17 protein-coding genes and 1 pseudogene are annotated in these 17,869 nt (G+C 42.9%); 2 read left to right on the top strand and 16 right to left on the bottom strand.

The features are described 5' to 3' along the window. Positions 1-191: 191 nt before the first annotated feature. Entirely contained in the window at positions 192-470 is a 279-nt protein-coding gene (locus A1019T_RS05245; protein ID WP_028857892.1) for a type B 50S ribosomal protein L31, read from the bottom strand. A 275-nt stretch (positions 471-745) separates the two neighbouring features. After that, positions 746-2,026: an EcsC family protein gene (locus A1019T_RS05240; protein ID WP_077450735.1), complete on the bottom strand. Its 1,281-nt coding sequence runs from the start codon at positions 2,024-2,026 to the stop codon at positions 746-748. A gap of 300 nt (positions 2,027-2,326) precedes the next feature. Here A1019T_RS05240 and A1019T_RS05235 point away from each other — a divergent pair, with 300 nt between their 5' ends. Next, on the top strand, positions 2,327-3,952 hold the full coding sequence (locus A1019T_RS05235) for an anthranilate synthase component I family protein (RefSeq protein WP_077450734.1): 1,626 nt from the start codon (positions 2,327-2,329) through the stop codon (positions 3,950-3,952). 83 nt (positions 3,953-4,035) lie between these two features. On the opposite strand, the gene hisC is transcribed toward A1019T_RS05235, so the two are convergent. The 8 genes from hisC to A1019T_RS05195 all read right to left on the bottom strand — a co-directional run bounded on the left by hisC (position 4,036) and on the right by A1019T_RS05195 (position 12,035). Beyond that, the gene (gene hisC, locus A1019T_RS05230) at positions 4,036-5,130 is read right to left on the bottom strand and encodes a histidinol-phosphate transaminase (protein ID WP_077450733.1); all 1,095 of its coding nucleotides are present in this window, start codon (positions 5,128-5,130) and stop codon (positions 4,036-4,038) included. 191 nt (positions 5,131-5,321) lie between these two features. Continuing rightward, positions 5,322-6,620 carry a histidinol dehydrogenase gene (hisD, locus tag A1019T_RS05225; protein ID WP_077450732.1) on the bottom strand — a complete coding sequence of 433 codons (1,299 nt, stop codon included), beginning with the start codon at positions 6,618-6,620 and terminating at the stop codon, positions 5,322-5,324. A gap of 240 nt (positions 6,621-6,860) precedes the next feature. Then, a complete protein-coding gene (gene hisG / locus A1019T_RS05220) occupies positions 6,861-7,532 on the bottom strand; it encodes an ATP phosphoribosyltransferase (RefSeq protein ID WP_077450731.1) in 672 nt (223 codons plus the stop codon). Between the two features lie 58 nt (positions 7,533-7,590). Beyond that, entirely contained in the window at positions 7,591-8,889 is a 1,299-nt protein-coding gene (gene murA / locus A1019T_RS05215) for a UDP-N-acetylglucosamine 1-carboxyvinyltransferase (RefSeq protein ID WP_077450730.1), read from the bottom strand. 150 nt (positions 8,890-9,039) lie between these two features. Then, the gene (locus tag A1019T_RS05210) at positions 9,040-9,294 is read right to left on the bottom strand and encodes a BolA family protein (protein WP_077450729.1); all 255 of its coding nucleotides are present in this window, start codon (positions 9,292-9,294) and stop codon (positions 9,040-9,042) included. A gap of 272 nt (positions 9,295-9,566) precedes the next feature. Then, positions 9,567-10,490, bottom strand: coding sequence for an alpha/beta hydrolase (locus A1019T_RS05205; RefSeq protein ID WP_077450728.1), 924 nt, complete (start codon positions 10,488-10,490; stop codon positions 9,567-9,569). A gap of 19 nt (positions 10,491-10,509) precedes the next feature. Beyond that, entirely contained in the window at positions 10,510-11,376 is an 867-nt protein-coding gene (locus A1019T_RS05200; RefSeq protein ID WP_077450727.1) for a BON domain-containing protein, read from the bottom strand. Between the two features lie 230 nt (positions 11,377-11,606). After that, positions 11,607-12,035 carry a YraN family protein gene (locus tag A1019T_RS05195; RefSeq protein ID WP_077450726.1) on the bottom strand — a complete coding sequence of 143 codons (429 nt, stop codon included), beginning with the start codon at positions 12,033-12,035 and terminating at the stop codon, positions 11,607-11,609. A 215-nt stretch (positions 12,036-12,250) separates the two neighbouring features. On the opposite strand from A1019T_RS05195, the gene rsmI reads away from it, so the two are divergent. Continuing rightward, positions 12,251-13,168 carry a 16S rRNA (cytidine(1402)-2'-O)-methyltransferase gene (gene rsmI, locus A1019T_RS05190; RefSeq protein WP_077450725.1) on the top strand — a complete coding sequence of 306 codons (918 nt, stop codon included), beginning with the start codon at positions 12,251-12,253 and terminating at the stop codon, positions 13,166-13,168. Between the two features lie 58 nt (positions 13,169-13,226). On the opposite strand, the gene A1019T_RS05185 is transcribed toward rsmI, so the two are convergent. The 6 genes and pseudogenes from A1019T_RS05185 to A1019T_RS05160 form a co-directional block, all read right to left on the bottom strand. Further along, positions 13,227-13,868 (bottom strand): DNA-3-methyladenine glycosylase family protein, encoded by a 642-nt coding sequence (locus A1019T_RS05185; RefSeq protein ID WP_077450724.1) that lies wholly within the window; start codon positions 13,866-13,868, stop codon positions 13,227-13,229. Between the two features lie 61 nt (positions 13,869-13,929). Further along, positions 13,930-14,595 (bottom strand): hypothetical protein, encoded by a 666-nt coding sequence (locus tag A1019T_RS05180; RefSeq protein WP_077450723.1) that lies wholly within the window; start codon positions 14,593-14,595, stop codon positions 13,930-13,932. Positions 14,596-14,657: 62 nt separating this feature from the next. Then, the gene (locus A1019T_RS05175; protein WP_077450722.1) at positions 14,658-15,425 is read right to left on the bottom strand and encodes a TSUP family transporter; all 768 of its coding nucleotides are present in this window, start codon (positions 15,423-15,425) and stop codon (positions 14,658-14,660) included. A gap of 48 nt (positions 15,426-15,473) precedes the next feature. After that, a complete protein-coding gene (nfsA, locus tag A1019T_RS05170; protein ID WP_077450721.1) occupies positions 15,474-16,301 on the bottom strand; it encodes an oxygen-insensitive NADPH nitroreductase in 828 nt (275 codons plus the stop codon). A 63-nt stretch (positions 16,302-16,364) separates the two neighbouring features. Further along, a complete protein-coding gene (coaBC, locus tag A1019T_RS05165; protein ID WP_077450720.1) occupies positions 16,365-17,612 on the bottom strand; it encodes a bifunctional phosphopantothenoylcysteine decarboxylase/phosphopantothenate--cysteine ligase CoaBC in 1,248 nt (415 codons plus the stop codon). 112 nt (positions 17,613-17,724) lie between these two features. After that, positions 17,725-17,862 (bottom strand): annotated as a pseudogene (locus A1019T_RS05160) (zinc ribbon domain-containing protein); the annotation flags it as partial. Positions 17,863-17,869: the final 7 nt, after the last annotated feature.

The raw sequence follows: 17,869 nt of genomic DNA, 5'->3' as shown, positions 1-17,869 counted from the left end.
GTATACATTCAAACTTCAAAGGTAGGTCAACAGCCATGTCTTTATTTAAGGCTGATTCTAATAATATTAAGTGTATAAAAGCGATAGGAATTCTCAGACATAAAAAAACCACCGCAACTCGTATAAGGAGTTCAGTGGTTTTTTTTGCTTAAACTTAAAGCAGAATACTTATAGCAAAATAATCAAAAAAATTATTCAGCGTCAGTTTTCTTAGCCTTGCTACGGCCACCAAACGCGCCAAAGCGTTTGTTGAAGCTTGCAACACGACCTTCGTTAGAAGTTTTACGTTGCTCGCCAGTGTAGAAAGGATGTGAAGCGCTAGAAATATCTAGTGGGTAGTAAGGATATTCTTTACCTTCATACTCACGAGTAGCTTTAGTTTTAGCTGTTGAACGAGTTAAGAAGAACACGTCAGCGTTAGTGTCGTGGAATAATACTTCTTTGTACTCTGGATGGATATCTTTACGCATAATAAATTCTCTCTGTGTCCGATATACAGCTGGGCTGTACGTAACTGAGGCACTAAACGCATTAGTGGTTAGCCATCATATCACTGGATCATTCCAGCACATAACACCAACCCCCTGCTATTCTAGCCTTCCTCAGCGGGAAGTTAAGGCGGTAATTTTACAGAGTTATAGAGCATGATGCAAGGTGATAATATAGGTTAATTACCTTATCAACCACTAGCACCGCGCCCTATAATTAGCTGAAAAATATTCTAGCCTATTAAGTTAAAACTGACTTAGCTGCCTTTATTGGCCTGATCTTTACTAGAATCAGCTTCAGACTTTGATTCAGTGTTTTTTTCTGAAGAGTCATCACTTTCTGTATGGAAGTCATAGCTCTCTTGAGTTTCAGCGCCTTTGGTTGGATCCTTAGGCTCTTCACCGAATTGATCCGCCACTTCATCGCTTACTTCCGTATCTTTAGCGTCGTTACTCTCGTTTTTTTCGGTATTTTTATCCGATTTTTCATCAGACTTATCATTTTTATCTGATTTATCGTCTGTTTCAGTTTCAGTTTCAGTTTCAGCTTCAGTGGCTTTAGCGCCATTAGTCAAAGCTTGTTTGGCCACGATAGGTTCTGGACCAAAAGTAGCTTTTGCCACCCCAATAACCTGATCAATCAAATGACTGTTATAGTGCACCGTAGTGGCCACTGATACTAGGGGTAAAAACTTACCTATCCAGCTTAGGTTGATATTATCCATATCAAAGTTAAACTGCTCTGCTAGCTTGTCCACTTGCTGAGCATAGAACTGCACATTTGGATTAACAATGCCTAGACCTTTGGTTAGTTCGCTGCGTAGACCATTATTATCTGCACTGGCTACTAGACCTTTCGCCACGCCAAGGCCAGCTAAAATTGTCTGCTTTTCTTGCATCTTACTAAGATCCGCACTGCCTAATACCGCATACGCCATCTTAACGCCCTGCTTACCCGTTAATGGCTTATCATATACCGTAGCCAACTGATAAACTGTACGCAATGACACTAACAATAACCATAAAGTATCGGCCAACATACCTGGTAGACCGGCTAAGCCCGTTACCCCGCCCATTGTCGCTAAAGCTCGGTTTTGGTTGGCGATATCGCGCGCTAAGGCATTACGCTCTTGATCTGTTAACCCTTGAACCCCCTTGAAACGCTGCTCACGAGGTAGGTCAATTTCACTCCAAGTAGCTGCTAATTTAGCCACTTGTGAAAATACACCATCAGAAGCTTTTTGAAAAATACTGTCTGGCACCACTTTTTTGGCATACTTGCTGTAAGTGCTAAAACGAGTTCCTAGCAACTGCTGTGAGGTTTTTAAGGTCTGTTGACTCAACAGGTTGTTAACATTTTTGTCTTTATACTCTGACAAATCGACCGCTTTGAATTGACTGGCTTTACCAGATTTAGCATTAAGACTATCTAGCAGTGCGCCAAAACGCTCTAAACCACTGCGAGCCACGTGGCCTACAGCATCAACGCCATCAATGATTTTTTTACTGGTGTTAGACTTATTAGATTTGTTAGCCATAAAAAATTTTTCCTAAAAATTAAATGAATTAATGGGTTTAAATACTCTTTTCTTTGTTAGTTTATTAATATCTTTTAAAGATTAAATATTATAAAAAACCCTGAAGATAAATTAACTGTTATATCAATACTGTCTTTCATTTTATGTAATTGAGAGCAATATATCAGTTTAAACAGTGTTATCACGCTTTAGCACAATGTAAAATAGCCTACTGTTAACTTATTATCCGCCCCTTCAACTTATCTTATTGTCTTTATAATAAATAAATTTTGCGTTTGTCGCTAAAGATATCGAGCGTTTATGATTTACCATACTTTTGCTTTTCATAACTTGCCATCTCATCAGCTCCTACCTCATCTGATAGACTTCATTGAACAAAGTTGCCTGTCGCACTTACCGTGGCACCCTTGCTGGCTCAATAACGAAGGGCAGCAGGTTATCGGCTTATTGCCCAAAACCTCTTGGACTGTTTATAACGGCTCAGACCCAGTTCCTCCTACCTTAAAAGAGTTTAACTTAAATATTGAGATATTAAAGACCTCTCGTCAAGAGTCTGACACTATTAACCCTCAATACGATCGCTATACCCTTGACTATCAAAGCTGGATTGAAGAGCTGACGCACTACTGTGATCAAAGCCTGATGCAACAACAGTCTGAATTGTCGCCCCCTCCTTATGCTTGGAAAGCTGCTTATCACAGTGGTTTAATGGGGTTTGTCGGCTATGATATTGGTGCCAGAGCTTTAGCGGCCAGTCCAGAAATTGGAATGGCAAACCAGCCTTGTGCTTTTTTGGGACACTACGATGTGTATCTAAAACCTTGCGATACACAAGGATGGGAGTTACATACCGAGAGTTTTACGCCTCAAGCTGTTAAAGATGCTATTGTCTGCTACCTACAGCAATTTGACGAACAGTTATTAGATTTATTACAACACTCTGTGTCAGCCCCTGCTCTGCCATTAACCGCCTTGTGGAGTGCTGAACAATACGCACAAGCTTTTAAGCGAACGCAGCAGTATTTGTATCAAGGTGATAGCTATCAAATCAACCTTACTCAAAAATGGCAAGGTACACTGGCGACTTCAGCTGACTGCGCTCTATCAGCAGATAACTTTGACCAAAACCCCTGTCTGGTAGGTTATTTGCCTGATTTGCATCAAAATACCAAGGCCCCCTTTGCTGGCTATTTGGCCCTGACTCACAACCCAGCTCATAATTCGCTATCTAAAATCACAGCCAACTCTGACCCTTCATTTCATCTGGAATTTGAGCTTCTAAGCTGCTCTCCAGAGTTATTTGTGTTGTTTAATAAAGCCGAACTAGATGACCCAACACAGCCTAGCCAATCACAAATTATTACCAAGCCAATTAAAGGCACCCTACCGCGAGGCACCACTAAAGAACAAGATGAACAGCTGAAACAGCAGCTGGCTCAAAGTGAAAAAGACAAAGCTGAAAATGTGATGATTGTCGATTTATTACGTAATGATTTGGGTAAATACGCCGAAGTGGGCAGTGTTAAAGTGCCCAAACTATTCGCCATTGAAAGCTTTAGCAATGTGCATCACATGGTCAGCACCGTTACTGCCATTATCAAAGAAGAGTATCACCCGTTGACCGTCTTATTTAATAGCTTGCCTGCAGGCTCCATTACCGGTACTCCTAAAAAACGAGCGGTTGAAATTATTAGTGAGCTAGAGGTTGCTCCCCGAGGAGCCTACTGCGGTACTTTGGGCTTCTTGAACTTTGATGGCACAGGTCAATGGAACGTTCTTATTCGCTCGTTACAAGCAGACTCAGAAGGTCAAGTCTCGCTATGGGCAGGCGGCGGAATTACTGTGGGCTCAGATTGTGACTCTGAGTATCAAGAGTGCCATGATAAAGTGGGTAATCTCTTGGCTATCTTAGACCCTAACGCTTAATGAACCAAATCTTAATAAACCATTGAATAAAAAAAGGTCAGAATTGATTCTGACCTTTTTATTTAATCTTTTTAGCAAAAAACTTAAGCAGATACTCTTTGTTTTAGCGCATCAATCAGACGTTTATTTTGTTCTGCCGTCCCTACGGTGATACGTAAGTAGTCACTGATTCTTGGCTGATTAAAATAACGAACAATCACCCCTTGCTCACGCAAAGCTTGGGCAATCTCACCGGCATCCCCCTGCTCTGGACGGGCAAACACAAAGTTCGCTTGCGAGGGTAGCACGCTAAAACCTAACTCAGACAAATCACTGATTAGTTGCTGACGTAGCTCAATAACCTTCTGGCAAGTCTCTTCAAAATAGGCTGCATCTTTCACACTAGCCAAGGCTCCAGCTTGCGCCAGACGATCTAGAGGATAGCTGTTAAAGCTGTTTTTCATTCGAGTTAGGGCTTCAATCAAAGATGGATTACCAAATGCCATACCCACACGCAGACCGGCTAATGAGCGAGATTTTGAGAAAGTCTGAGTGACCAATAAGTTATCATGCTTATCGATCAAACTAATGGCTGACACCTCTGCCTGATCAGCAAAGTCAATATAAGCCTCATCAATGACTACCACAGCATTTGGATGCTCAGTAGCCAATTTATCAATGGCTTCTAATGATAATAAGATGCCTGTAGGAGCATTAGGGTTGGCAATAATAATACCCGAGCAAGGCTGACGGTAATCGTTAGTCTCGATACTAAAGTCTTCCCTCAGAGGTATATTCACTAACTCAACCCCAAAGGTATCTGCATAGACAGGATAAAAGCTATAGCTAATATCAGGCGATAGCAAAGGACGCTCTTTTAGGAAGAAACTGGCGAATACTAAAGCCAATACTTCATCAGAGCCGTTGCCCACAAACACTTGGTTTACCTGTAACTTATAAGCTTCGGCTAAGGCCTGCTTTAAGTCATCAGATTCAGGAGCTGGGTATAAACGCAATTGATCCGCTTGATTGCTCAAAGCCTCTGAAATAGCTTCTGCCACTTTAGGTGAGGGTGGAAAAGGATTTTCATTGGTATTTAGTTTGCATAGATTATCATGCTTAGGCTGCTCACCCGGCACATAAGGGTTCAAGTTACGGGCTTTGGTAGACCACAATCGAGTATCTAATTTAAATTCCATAGTCTTTATCACTTATTAATAGTCTTTATCACTTATTATTAGTATATGTAGAGCAATACAATAACTTATCTTATCACGCTGCTTACTGGTAAACGATAACATTCATCGAAAAATAGCGAAGTTATCGTGTTCATACGTCAGCTAATGTCGCTTACATTAAATAGCAGTACCTAGCAATGAACCTAGCAATTTTAGGACTCACTGCGATAACGGGCTGAGCGCGCGTGTGCTTCTAAGTCTTCTTGCATAGCTAGCGTATCTGCCACTTGGGCTAAGGGCTTAGAGCCTTCTTTTGTACAATAAATTAAAGAAGATTTCTTCTGGAAATCATAGACCCCCAATGGTGAAGAGAATCTCGCTGTGCCGGATGTGGGTAACACATGGTTAGGCCCAGCACAGTAGTCACCAATGGCCTCAGGGGTGTGGCGACCCATAAAGATAGCACCGGCATGGCGAATATCAGCAATAAGTTCATCCGGATTATCCAAAGACAGCTCCAAATGCTCAGGAGCCACGCGATTAATCACTTGTAACCCTTCAGCACGATCTTTCACTAAAATTAAAGCCCCCCGATTTTGCAGTGACTGACGGGCAATATCTGCTTTTGGCAACTGTGCTAATGCCTTTTCAATGGCCTGCTCGACCGCTTGTAGTTGCTCTTCGCTGGTAGTAACAAAAATAGACTGTGCGACCATGTCATGCTCAGCTTGGGACAATAAATCCATTGCCAGCCAATCGGCATTATCCTTTTTTTCCCCCTCAGCGTACACCAAGACTTCAGAAGGCCCAGCAATCATATCAATACCGACTTGACCAAATACCGCTCTTTTCGCCGCGGCCACATACTTGTTACCTGGGCCCGTAATCTTATCTACTTGCGGAATGGTATCAGTACCATAAGCCAAAGCAGCCACTGCTTGAGCACCGCCAATAGTGAATACTTTATCCACCCCTGACAGATAAGCTGCAGCCAATACCAATGAGTTAAGCTCCCCTTTTGGCGCCGGTACCACCATAATGACCTCAGTGACTCCAGCGACTTTGGCAGGAATGGCATTCATTAATACTGAGGAAGGATAAGAAGCCAATCCCCCAGGTACGTAAATACCAACGCGATCTAAAGGCGTTACTTTCTGACCCAAACGGTTGCCTAGATCATCGGTATATTCCCAAGTTTCTTGCACCTGACGTTGATGGAAGCTTTTAATACGGTCTGCAGCTGTGTCTAAGGCAAATTTAATAGACTCCTCTAGCGCATCGTAAGCGGCTTTAAGCTCATTTTGAGTCAACACCAAGTCTTGCATAGAAGCTGCAGGGTGCGAATCAAACTTTTGCGTCAGCTCTAGTACTGCTTCATCTCCAGTTTGGCGTACCTGATGGATAATAGCGTCTACAGCCTCTAGCAAATCTTTATCATTCACAGTTTCAAAAGCAAGCAACTCAGTTAGTTGCTGGTCAAAATTAGCATCGGTACTGGTCAAAATACGCATGGATGTCCTCGAGAGAATAACGGTAATAAAATATAATATTAAGTTTTATGTCTTATAAATTATGTCTTATAAAATTGAAGGTTATATAGCATTAAAATTAAAGGGTATATTATCAGTTTAACATGCAAACCAATCGATTTTATCAATTGACAGATTAAATATAAGTTATTTTTATCTTCAGTTTTTATATCGACTCGCATAAAAAAACACCACATACTGTGGTGTTCTTTTATGAAGCAACTACTCGCCCACACTTTGTTTAAAGCTGTCTAAAATGGGCTGCAGTAAACTGTATTTACGTTTATAACTGACCTGATTCACAATTAATCGTGATGAAACATCACAGATATGCTCGCGTGGCTCTAAGCCGTTAGCACGTAAGGTATTACCAGTGTCTACTACGTCAACAATTAGATCGCCCAAACCTACCAGTGGCGCCAATTCCATTGAGCCATAAAGCTTAATAATATCAACTTGCTGGCCTTGGTTGGCAAAATAAGCACGCGCAACGTTAACGTACTTAGTAGCAATACGTAGACGACGATTAGGCAACTCTGCCCCTTTAATCCCTGCTGTCATCAGTTTACATTGGGCAATCTTTAGATCAAGCAGCTCATATACGTGCTTCGCCCCATACTCTAACAACACATCTTTACCGGCTACACCAAAATCCGCTGCCCCATGTTCAACATAAGTGGGCACATCACTGGCACGCAAAATCAGCACACGAACTTGCTCATGAGAGGTGGGAAAAATCAATTTGCGTGATTTATCTGGATCTTCTAAAAGCTCGATACCAGCCGCTTTTAGCAAAGGCAAGGTTTCTTTTAAAATGCGCCCTTTAGATAGTGCTAAAGTTAACCCGCTATAATCACTATCAGCTTGATTCAATAATTCATTGGTGTCTGTCATAGTAAAGAGTATCTTAATTTGATGAAAGTGTGTTTGGTATCGATTATTACAGCATCAATTAATCGTCGTTAGCTTCTGACTCAGCATTATCTGTAGCAGGGTTCACTCGCTCAATTTTTACCCCAAGACCACGTAGTTTTTCTTCTACATTTTCATAACCACGGTCAATATGATAAATGCGCTCAATCAAGGTTTCTCCTTCAGCTGCAGCAGCTGCCATAACCAGTGACATAGAAGCACGCAGGTCAGTGGCCATTACAGGAGCAGCATTAAACTCTTCTACTCCGCGGATAATAGCAGTGTGACCATCTACTTGAATATCTGCACCCATGCGCTTTAACTCTGGCACATGCATATAACGGTTTTCAAAGATATTCTCACTAATGGTACTTGTGCCCTCTGCCAAGCAGCAAACCGCCATTAACTGCGCTTGCATGTCTGTTGGGAAGCCTGGGTGAGGCTGAGTGCGAATATCTACCGGCTTAGGGCGACCCGTCATTTGAACTCGAATCCAATCATCTCCTGTGGTAACCACTGCACCCATCTCTTCAAACTTCTGTAGCACAGGGATTAATAGTGAAGGATCAGTATTTTTGGTGGTCACATCGCCTTCGGTCATCAAAGCACCCGCTAAATAAGACCCGGTCTCAATACGATCAGCAACCACAGAATATTCACAACCTTTTAGGCTTTCTACGCCTTCGATAGTTAACGTTGAAGTGCCAATACCTTCAATTTTAGCCCCCATTGCCACTAGCATATTGGCTAGGTCGACAACCTCTGGCTCACGAGCACAGTTTTCTAATACTGTGGTGCCTTTGGCTAAAGTGGCGGCGATAAGCACGTTTTCAGTGCCACCCACAGTCACCATATCAAAGCTAAATTCACAACCAATTAGGCGACCGCCTTCTGGTGCTTTAGCAATAACATAACCATTTTCTACTTTGATATCAGCGCCCATAGCTTCAAAGGCTTTTAAGTGCTGATCTACAGGACGTGAACCAATCGCACAGCCACCAGGTAGCGACACTTCAGCTTCGCCAAAACGTGCTAATAACGGACCTAAAACCAAAATAGAGGCACGCATGGTTTTTACTAACTCGTAAGGCGCAAAATAGTTTTCAATGGTGCTGGTATCACAAGTAACGACATTGCCGTTCTTCTCGATAGTGATGCCCAAACCTGCGATAAGCTTAACCAGCGTACGCACATCTTGCAAAGAAGGAACGTTATTCAATGTGGTGGGTGTTTCTGCCAAAATCATAGCAGCTAGAAGTGGAAGGGCTGCGTTTTTTGCCCCTGAAATAGTGACTTCGCCTGCAATGCGACTACGGCCGGTAATTAGAAATTGGTCCATTGAATACTGTCCTAAACTGAAATACGATTAAAATTTTATGAGGGCTAAGACTTCACTGCTAAATACAACTCTATTGTGGCTAGTCTTAAATGATGGGTCTTAGCTGACTGACCTTAGTTGCCTGTTCTTAATTGACTGGCTCAGTCAAAATTACTGGTTGGCTTGCATCTGTTCCCATTCTTGCGGAGTCAAAGCCTGAATATTAAGGGCATGAATCTCACCACTGGCAATGATATCTCCTACCAAACCATAGACGGCTTGCTGGCGCTGAACCAAGCGTTTACCTTCAAAACTGGCATCCACCACGCGCACATCGAACTTATTGCCTTGATTGGCAGCTTGAATAAAGGCGTCTGGGAAATGTGGCTGTAAAAATGCGATTAAATCATCAGCGTTCATGCTCATGGAAACTACCTATAATTAGTATTGAAATGAGTAAAAATAAATAAAGGAACGGACTGGCAAAAAGTAGTAGCGCTATTAGGGATAGTTTTAAGCCACCAGCTACTTTAAGTTAGCTAAGCGATTAATCTCTAAGCTATAGTTATTATCTATACCAATGTACTTGGACATTAAGTCCATACAGCCCGTGTTAAGCTTTTGATTATAGCAAGTGTGGTCGATATTTGCCTAATAGATGTTTATTAATATCCTTTAGTTCATGCAAAGTTCACAATCTACTGCAGTTTTTGTTGTAGATAGTTAATGAGCTTGGGCCGGACTGAATTTACCCAAGTCAATGAGGTGGACATGGCAGCAATACTGGTGGCATGGTTGGCTTTTTCGATTTCTTCAGTAACCACAGTCGCACCAGCTTCAGTCAAAGCTTTCGCCATTTTGGTGGTATTACTGAGGTGAACCACCTTATCATTTTCTGCTGTCATGAATAAATAGTCAGGCTGCTTACCACTACTTCCTGCCTTAATTAAGCCATCAGGCATCACCTGCTCTGGACTTGCTGCTTGAGGAAACACACCTCTTGTAGAAAACTTTCTAAAGTCATAGCTGTAAGGACCAGCAATGCCCACTACTGCTTTGATATCACTGGGCTGTAAACCATAAGGCTGCAAAAAGTCGGCATTAGAGACAGCAGCGACCGCATTAAATGCGCCTGCTGAGTGACCAATCACCGCCACCTTATTGGCATCAGCATAAAACTTATCAGCGTTATGATACGACCAAGCAATCGCTTGGGCTGTATCCTTCACGAAGGCAGGATAAATAAACTTTGGGGCTTTACGATAATTAATCACAGCGGTCACATAGCCTGCTTTGGCCAAGCTTTGACCGACAAAAGCATACTGCTCTTTATTGCCACTTTCCCACGAGCCACCATGGACAAATATAACCAGAGGATAATCTGCTTTTGGATTTTGGTTATTGCGGATGGCTTTGGCTAGTGCTTTGGGATAATAAATATCTAGATTTTGATCCACTTCACTGCCATAACTTAAGTCTTTAGTGACGCTAACTTCACCCTTGGGGCTAACCACATTTAATAACAGTAAACCTGGTGAGGCGTTGGCAGATACCGTTTGTAGTGACCATAAAGCCACACCAGTAACTGCCAGTGAAGCTGTCCATCTTTTATATTTTTGCATAGTTTATTCAATATATGGGCTAGTCACCATAAGGACTAGGGTAAATGTTATCTGCGCTCTGTGCCGGTGGCACAGGGGCACTCTGATTATTTAAGTTATTGCCTGTCTCATCAGTGGCTACTGCAGCAGGCTGATAATCATTCACAGTCCCCTGTTGATCAACATACGACTGATCTACCACAGCCACACCTTGGACTGGCTCTTCAATATAACGCGGCGCTGGAGGCTCAAGATTGGTTTCTTGAATGATGTCGTCCTCATTAATTACCGCCCCATTATTATCGATAAGCTCTGTTAACAGTACCAACTCTTTGATACCCACCGTGCTATTAATAATATTGATTAAATGCTCGCGTTGGGCTGGCGTCAATTTACCCATGACATAAACAATTCCGTCATCAGTCACCACTTTTACTTGGCTATTTTTGATGGCGTTATTGGCCAAGATCTTGGCATTAACCTTTGAGCTAATGTAAGTATCGTGAACGGTATAACTGGCGCCTTTGATGTTAGCCACTGTCAATTTATTATACAGTTGCTTGATATCTGGCATAGAAGACACAATCGTTTCTACTTGCTGTTTGGCTTCTTCATCTGGCACCTCACCGGTAAGTAACACTGTGCTATAGAAGCTGTGAATACTAACACGGCTAGTTTCAGAGAAGGTAGGACTGATGCGGCTAATATTGACCTTTGCAGTATTTTCAATACTTTTATCCAAGATACGTTGGGCTAAGGTTCGATCTGTTGCCGCTACCCCAAAAGACTCTTCTGGAGACTTGATGGCTTGTAGCGAAACACAGCCGCTCAATAAGCCGACGCTTAATGCCACGCCTAAGGTGATACGTTTCATAGATTTATTGCCCGGTAACCAAGAACTTGCCATTTTATAATGTCCTTATTTATAGCCTTACTAACACATTTTAGCTTTACAAAAGGTATATTGTTTATCTAAAAAGCTTAGGATGGCCTATAACGATAGGGGTATTTTTAAAAAACTTCAAAAATAATCTCAAAAAATATGTTGCCTAGTTTACCTATATCAGCCCGTTCTAACTTACCTATTTGGTAACAAAACCCTAACACAATATGCAAAACACTATTTAAGAATAGCTTTTACCAAGCATTAGCCATAAAAGCACCTTGCACCCATTTAGGCTGTAAAAAGTCTTGAGCAGTGTTAGCTTTACCCACCTGATTAAAGGCGACGACATCGAACCGGCAATCAAGATCAGCATAGCTAGGATTTTGTCGCAAAAAGAATCGAGCCGTTTTAATGAGCTTACGCTGTTTGGCATAGGTTATACTCATTACCGCATCTCCATAATGCGACACTTTACGCTTACGCACTTCAGCGAAGACTAAAGTATCCCATGCTCGGCCCGGCTGTAACAATATTAAATCTATTTCACCAATCTTGGGCTGTTGCCAGTTTTTGGCTATGATAGACAGCCCATGTTGTTGTAAAAAATCCGCAGCAATATTTTCATAACGCCCTCCTTGTCGCTGTTTTGGCGAACGAAGTAATGAGGGGTTAGAAGGCATAGGTTACACCTGTTTAAGTTTAAACCTGTTTAGATAAGGTATCGAGTTTAGAATGCCTGTAGCCTTTTTCTGCATCAGACTTCTGTATTTGCTCGGCGTATTAAAGATAATATTGTTGAAGATAAAGATAAGCGAACCAAGATATATTAGCACATCATGATAAACTGGTAACACGCAACCTATATGTATATTTAAAATTTTAATTAAGGTATTTTATGTCAGTGCAACATGACACTCAGCAACCCTCGCAGTCTCAGCCTCAATTTCAACCTCAAACTGGTGCTTCGGTAGCCAAAGCTTATCTATATATTGTGGCCACCCCTATTGGTAATATGGGCGATATCACTGCTCGTGCCATCGATACCCTAAAAAAGGTAGATATTATTGCCTGTGAGGACACCCGAACTTCTGGCAAACTGCTGTCCAACTTTGGCATTGACACCCAAACTTGGGCATACCATGAGCATAACAGTGAAGTTCAAACCCCAAAAATCATTGAGATGATTCAACGCGGTCATTCCGTGGCGTTAATCAGTGATGCAGGCACTCCGTTGATTAGTGACCCAGGCTATCAGTTGGTTCAAGCTGCCCATGCCGCTAATGTCGCTGTCGTTCCTGTCGTTGGTGCCAGTGCTGCGATTGCTGCCTTAAGTGTAGCTGGACTGCCCTCTGATAAGTTCAGCTTTGTGGGCTTCTTGCCTGCCAAAACACATGGCCGAGTTAAGCAGCTACAAGAATATGCTGAGCGCAGTGAAACCTTAATTTTTTATGAAGCCCCGCATCGCATCGTCGCCAGCTTAAAAGATATGGCTGAAGTATTTGGGGGGAACCGTCCAGCTACGCTTTGTCGTGAGCTTACCAAGACCTTTGAGACCGTTAAAAAATCAACACTCGGTGATCTGGTCGACTTTGTTGAAGCAGACAATAATCAGCAAAAAGGTGAGATTGTGTTGGTGGTGGGCGGCAACATTAATGACGTCAATGATGACTTAAATGTGTACGACCCTTTACTGCTGCGCTTACTTGAGGACTTGTCGGTAAAAAAAGCAGCCGCTTTGGCCTCTGATATTACTGGGGTTAAAAAGAATGCCTTGTATCAAAGATTGCTTGAATTACAGCAACAACAGTCCTAAAAACCAGCTATAAAAATATAGTCCTCGAAGCTAAGCAGGTTATAAATCGTCCGTGGTGTCACACCGGCACCGCATCACGATCTTTGAGCCAACCATAATGTGACCATAACAACAAGCTGGCCGCGCTACGGTATGGCGACCATGGCTCAGAGAGTAGTTTAAGTTGTTTTGGCTTCGGCCTTGCTTCTAACTGCAATAAGTCCATAGCACCTACCTTAATGGCCAGATCATCTACAGCCAACACATCGGCTCTGCCTAGGCTGAACAATAAATACATCTCTGCGGTCCAGTTACCAATACCCGTTACCGCGGTTAAGCTCTTGATTACTTCCGTATCCGGCAGATACTGTAATGCTTCAAAATCAATATTATGCTCAACCAAGGAGCGCAGATAGCGAATCTTTTGGCGCGATAATCCTTGTTGATGCAGTGCTTCATCCTCGGCATGCATGATGGCATCAGGACTGGTTAATCTGGCAGCTTCAAGCTTATTCCAAATACTAGAGGCTGCTGCAACCGACAGCTGTTGACCCACCATGGCACGCATCAGCTGCTTAAATCCTCCTGGATTACGCCTTAAGTCTGGCACGCCTACTTGCTGAAAGACCTTTTCAAATCGTGGCTCTATTGTTATTAGTGCTTGGATATCCGACTGTAATTGAGACGAAGTCTCTAGCGCCCGAATCGGCTGATTTTTCATACTGTCACTGCTATGTTATTTGACCCGTTAAAGGGTGTATTTAATATTGAACTAGGCTTAATTACTTTGTCTGTTTTAAGAAGACCGCATCTTGGTAGTCATAGCCTCCTTCCATTAAAGTGCCTTTATATTTGACTGTGCTTAGAGCATAAGGCTTATTGGGCACTTTATAGACCACATTATCTGCAGTAAGACACACTGAATAAGCGGTGGCACTATGCACTGGGCTAGAGTACTTAGCCTCGTCGGCGTTTAATTTATAGTTAAACTGATACTCGGTCCCCTGACCTATCTCGCCTAGCCAAGACTGTAGATTATTCTTTTTTTGTTGTCGTAACGACTCTACTTGGACCGTAACTTGGGTATAGGTAGGCTTGAGCGTAACCACTCTATTTTTAATCTGCTTCAGCTCCTTGCTAAAACGACCATTACTGTCCTCAAACTCATCGTACTTTTTGGTCTTAGGGTTTATATACAGTGAACGGACTTCGACCAACTTCTCAGGGTTTTTGCTAGATAAATCATAATAATAAAGCTGAGGTAAGCGGCCACGTCCATCGTCATAGTGACGTAAGACAAACACTTTTTGCTCCGCTTTATCATAGCCCAATATTTCAATACGTTGACCCCCGCCCACTGTGGCCAAGGCAGAAACAGATAAAGCCATGATACTTGTCAATACAGCCGCTTTAACCACACCTTTATTAATTCCATAAACGGTATTCATAACTCTCTCCTTTCATCCCTTAACTCAAGATAAATAGCCGTGTAATTGTTTATCCTATTAATTTAGCCTATCAATCCGACTATACCTTGCCAGCCCACCCTTAACCCTAGAACGGTCAAAATAACAAGCACCAACTGTCGAAATCTGGCCTGTGATAGATATTGACGCAAGCGGATACCAATCATTAAGCTGGCTAGCGAAACCGTGGTCAATAAACCAATTAATAACCAGTCCGCTTTAGGTAAGGCAATCAGTGAGTCACGTAATACAATAATTTGAGCGACCTTACCCAATAAGTAACACATATTACCTACTTTAGCGATGGTATTTTTATCATCACTACTACCCAGTAAGTACATCAGCAATATGGTTGACATGGCATTGGTAGACCCGCCTATTATGCCTGCAATAAGGCCGGTAACAATCAATACTGGGGTCGTGGCAGGTAGAATTATCCTTTTACCCAAAGCATTACTAATGACATAAAAGGCAATCACTGCAGATAGCAATACTAAGATATAACTGCTGTCCACCCATAATAGCAACTTAACGCCAAGTAAGCTGCCCAATAGACTCATCAAAGCAAGCAGCCAATAATGCTTGAGATAATAGCAAAAATTCTCAGCAATACTACACCCGCCCCCGACAAGCCAAGTCATCAGGTTGAGCACTAGCGAAGGAAAGATAATTAGGATAATGGCGTGCTGCAAAGAATACATGCTCGCCAAAGCTGTGGTAGAAACCAGCGTCACCCCAATGCCACTGATTCCATGTAGCAAAGAGGCAACGGTAAAAATGAAGGTCAATAATAGGTTTTCGGAGTTGAACATTTGATATCCACTGGCTATAAACTAAAGGTCAACTCATCTGATTAGCGGTTAACGTTTGGCGAACCCTTGCTTGTTTAGGTAGTCCATCACATGCGGACGAACTGGGCCTCCGAACCCCTTTTTAACTTGTTCCTTCCAATCCGGATGCGTCCCTTCTCCACGCTGTTCTACGTAGTAGTCGATAACAGCTTGGTTAAAATCCTCAAGCTGTGTCTCAGTCGCTGGCTGATACTGATTTTCAGACACCAAAACAGACAGTGGCAAACGCGGTTTGGTAGTGGCATTCTTGGGCGAATCGCTAGGGTGTCCTAAGCACATTCCAAATAGTGGTACTACATGTTTTGGTGCCTTGATAACCTCGCCTGCCCGCTCAATATCATTACGCATACTACCGATATAGACGCCGCCTAAGCCCAATGACTCTGCCGTAGCCATTACGTTCTGAGCATATAAAGCCACATCCACTGCAGCAATTATTAACACCTCAATCCAATCAAGCTGAGCTTCTGGCTCTATCTGACTGTGACGATGAGTGTCCATACAGAACACCAAATACTCAGGGGCTTCTAAAACATAAGGATGAGCCAGTTTTTTGCCTTCTGCAATCGCTTCATTATACTGCTCTTCACTCATACCATTTGAGATTTGATGGAACTTAATTCGCTGCTGGCGATCAGTAATACGCACCACACTCACTGACTGCATGTAATTAGAAGTTGATACTGCCCGTCCTGCTTCCAAAACGGCCTCAAGCATTTCTGCACTAATAGGCTCCTCGGTGTAGTCTCGGACGGAGCGGTGCTCTAGCATGGTTTTAATGGTGGCATTAGTGACCTGACTGATTTCAGCTTGCGTCTCTTTGGTTAAGTTAGTCATATACTGGCCTTTGGTTTACTCGTTTTACATCCGTTAAATAGCTTTCAGTTAAATAGCCTTTAATTAAATGGTCTGGCCAATAAGAGCGACCAATTGACGGGCAATTTCATCTTTACTGGCCTTGTCTAGTGCTTCAGGCTCCTGCTGATACTTGTCAGCGAAAAATACGGTCATCGCGTTTTCATCACTGGCAAAACCAATGTCTTTGCGTGACACGTCATTACAAGCGATCATGTCTAAGTCTTTCGAAGCCAACTTCCCTCGAGCATATTTTTCAACATCTTGGGTTTCAGCGGCAAAGCCCACAACGAACATATCTGGATAAGTGTGGGAAATGGTGGCCAAAATATCGGGGTTTTTCACCAAATCCAAAGTCATCTCATCTTGGGTTTTTTTAATCTTTTGTGGGGCGGCATCTCGAGTACGGTAGTCGGCGACGGCTGCGGTAGCAATAAAGATATCACAGCCTGCTTTCGCTGACTGACTGGCCGCTTGCAACATATCATTGGCGGATAATACATTAATGCGCTGTACGTCAAGCGGTGTGGTTAAATCGACCTTGCCTCCAGCAATCAAAGTAACTTCGGCTCCTGCATCACGACAAGCGCGGGCCAAAGCAAAGCCCATTTTGCCGGTTGAGTGATTGGATAAGAATCTTACAGGGTCAATGGCTTCTACTGTCGGGCCTGCAGTAATGGTTACTTTCTTACCCGTTAAACTTTGCGGAACCATTAACTTCGCTTTGAAGTTAAGCACTCGTCTTAACAAAATTTCCGGCTCTGGCAAGCGCCCTGCTCCTACATCACCACAAGCTTGGACCCCACTGTCCGGCTCAATCATCTCATAACCCATATCGCTTAGGGTCTGTACATTAAGCTGCACTGCAGGATGCGCCCACATTTGTTGGTTCATCGCCGGAGCGATCATGACTGGAGCGCTGGTTGCTAAACAGACGGTGGCCAACAAATCATCTGCCATGCCCATTGCCAATCGGGCTAAGGTATTGGCAGAGGCAGGCGCTATCAATACTAAATCAGCCCATTTAGCCAATTCAATATGGCCCATACCCGCTTCCGCTTCGGTATCGAGCAACTCAGTATGCACCTCATTGCCGGTCAAGGCTTGAAGCGTTAACGGCGTAATAAATTGCTGTGCGCCTTGAGTCATAATCACTCGGACCTCAAAGCCTTCTTTAACCAATAGTCGGGCTAATAAAGCAGATTTGTAAGCAGCAATGCCACCGGTTATGGCAAGAATAACTTTGGTGATACTGGGGGCAACAGGAACAACAGGAGTAAAGATTTGACTCATATCTGAGAACTACCTTAATGGATAATATGCAAAAAAATGAAGGCTATAGACTATAAAGTGATATCTATCTTTGAAGCCTGCATTAAAAACGCTGATTGACCTCCTCCCCTCGCTAAACCGAGGGGATTCCTACAGCTAGACGGTCAAGCCCGACCGCAAGGATGTTCTTAGCAGCATTGATATCTCTATCATGCCATGTGCCACACTCAGCACAAGTCCATCCTCTTATTCGCAAACCTGCTCTACCCTCAAGCTAC

The sequence above is a fragment of the Psychrobacter piechaudii genome (assembly GCF_900162825.1).
Lineage (GTDB): Bacteria > Pseudomonadota > Gammaproteobacteria > Pseudomonadales > Moraxellaceae > Psychrobacter > Psychrobacter piechaudii.
Note: the sequence above shows the minus strand (reverse complement) of the source record. Positions and strands in the feature narration are given on the sequence as shown.

Excerpts from the sequence above, each read along its gene's own strand:
- A1019T_RS05195 (WP_077450726.1), bottom strand. The coding sequence starts at position 12,035 with ATGCCTTCTAACCCCTCATTACTTCGTTCGCCAAAACAGCGACAAGGA.
- A1019T_RS05200 (WP_077450727.1), bottom strand. The coding sequence starts at position 11,376 with ATGGCAAGTTCTTGGTTACCGGGCAATAAATCTATGAAACGTATCACC.
- A1019T_RS05175 (WP_077450722.1), bottom strand. The coding sequence starts at position 15,425 with ATGTTCAACTCCGAAAACCTATTATTGACCTTCATTTTTACCGTTGCC.
- A1019T_RS05205 (WP_077450728.1), bottom strand. The coding sequence starts at position 10,490 with ATGCAAAAATATAAAAGATGGACAGCTTCACTGGCAGTTACTGGTGTG.
- hisG (WP_077450731.1), bottom strand. The coding sequence starts at position 7,532 with ATGACAGACACCAATGAATTATTGAATCAAGCTGATAGTGATTATAGC.
- A1019T_RS05185 (WP_077450724.1), bottom strand. The coding sequence starts at position 13,868 with ATGAAAAATCAGCCGATTCGGGCGCTAGAGACTTCGTCTCAATTACAG.
- A1019T_RS05245 (WP_028857892.1), bottom strand. The coding sequence starts at position 470 with ATGCGTAAAGATATCCATCCAGAGTACAAAGAAGTATTATTCCACGAC.
- A1019T_RS05210 (WP_077450729.1), bottom strand. The coding sequence starts at position 9,294 with ATGAGCATGAACGCTGATGATTTAATCGCATTTTTACAGCCACATTTC.
- A1019T_RS05180 (WP_077450723.1), bottom strand. The coding sequence starts at position 14,595 with ATGAATACCGTTTATGGAATTAATAAAGGTGTGGTTAAAGCGGCTGTA.
- A1019T_RS05235 (WP_077450734.1), top strand. The coding sequence starts at position 2,327 with ATGATTTACCATACTTTTGCTTTTCATAACTTGCCATCTCATCAGCTC.
- hisD (WP_077450732.1), bottom strand. The coding sequence starts at position 6,620 with ATGCGTATTTTGACCAGTACCGATGCTAATTTTGACCAGCAACTAACT.
- coaBC (WP_077450720.1), bottom strand. The coding sequence starts at position 17,612 with ATGAGTCAAATCTTTACTCCTGTTGTTCCTGTTGCCCCCAGTATCACC.
- rsmI (WP_077450725.1), top strand. The coding sequence starts at position 12,251 with ATGTCAGTGCAACATGACACTCAGCAACCCTCGCAGTCTCAGCCTCAA.
- murA (WP_077450730.1), bottom strand. The coding sequence starts at position 8,889 with ATGGACCAATTTCTAATTACCGGCCGTAGTCGCATTGCAGGCGAAGTC.
- hisC (WP_077450733.1), bottom strand. The coding sequence starts at position 5,130 with ATGGAATTTAAATTAGATACTCGATTGTGGTCTACCAAAGCCCGTAAC.
- A1019T_RS05240 (WP_077450735.1), bottom strand. The coding sequence starts at position 2,026 with ATGGCTAACAAATCTAATAAGTCTAACACCAGTAAAAAAATCATTGAT.
- nfsA (WP_077450721.1), bottom strand. The coding sequence starts at position 16,301 with ATGACTAACTTAACCAAAGAGACGCAAGCTGAAATCAGTCAGGTCACT.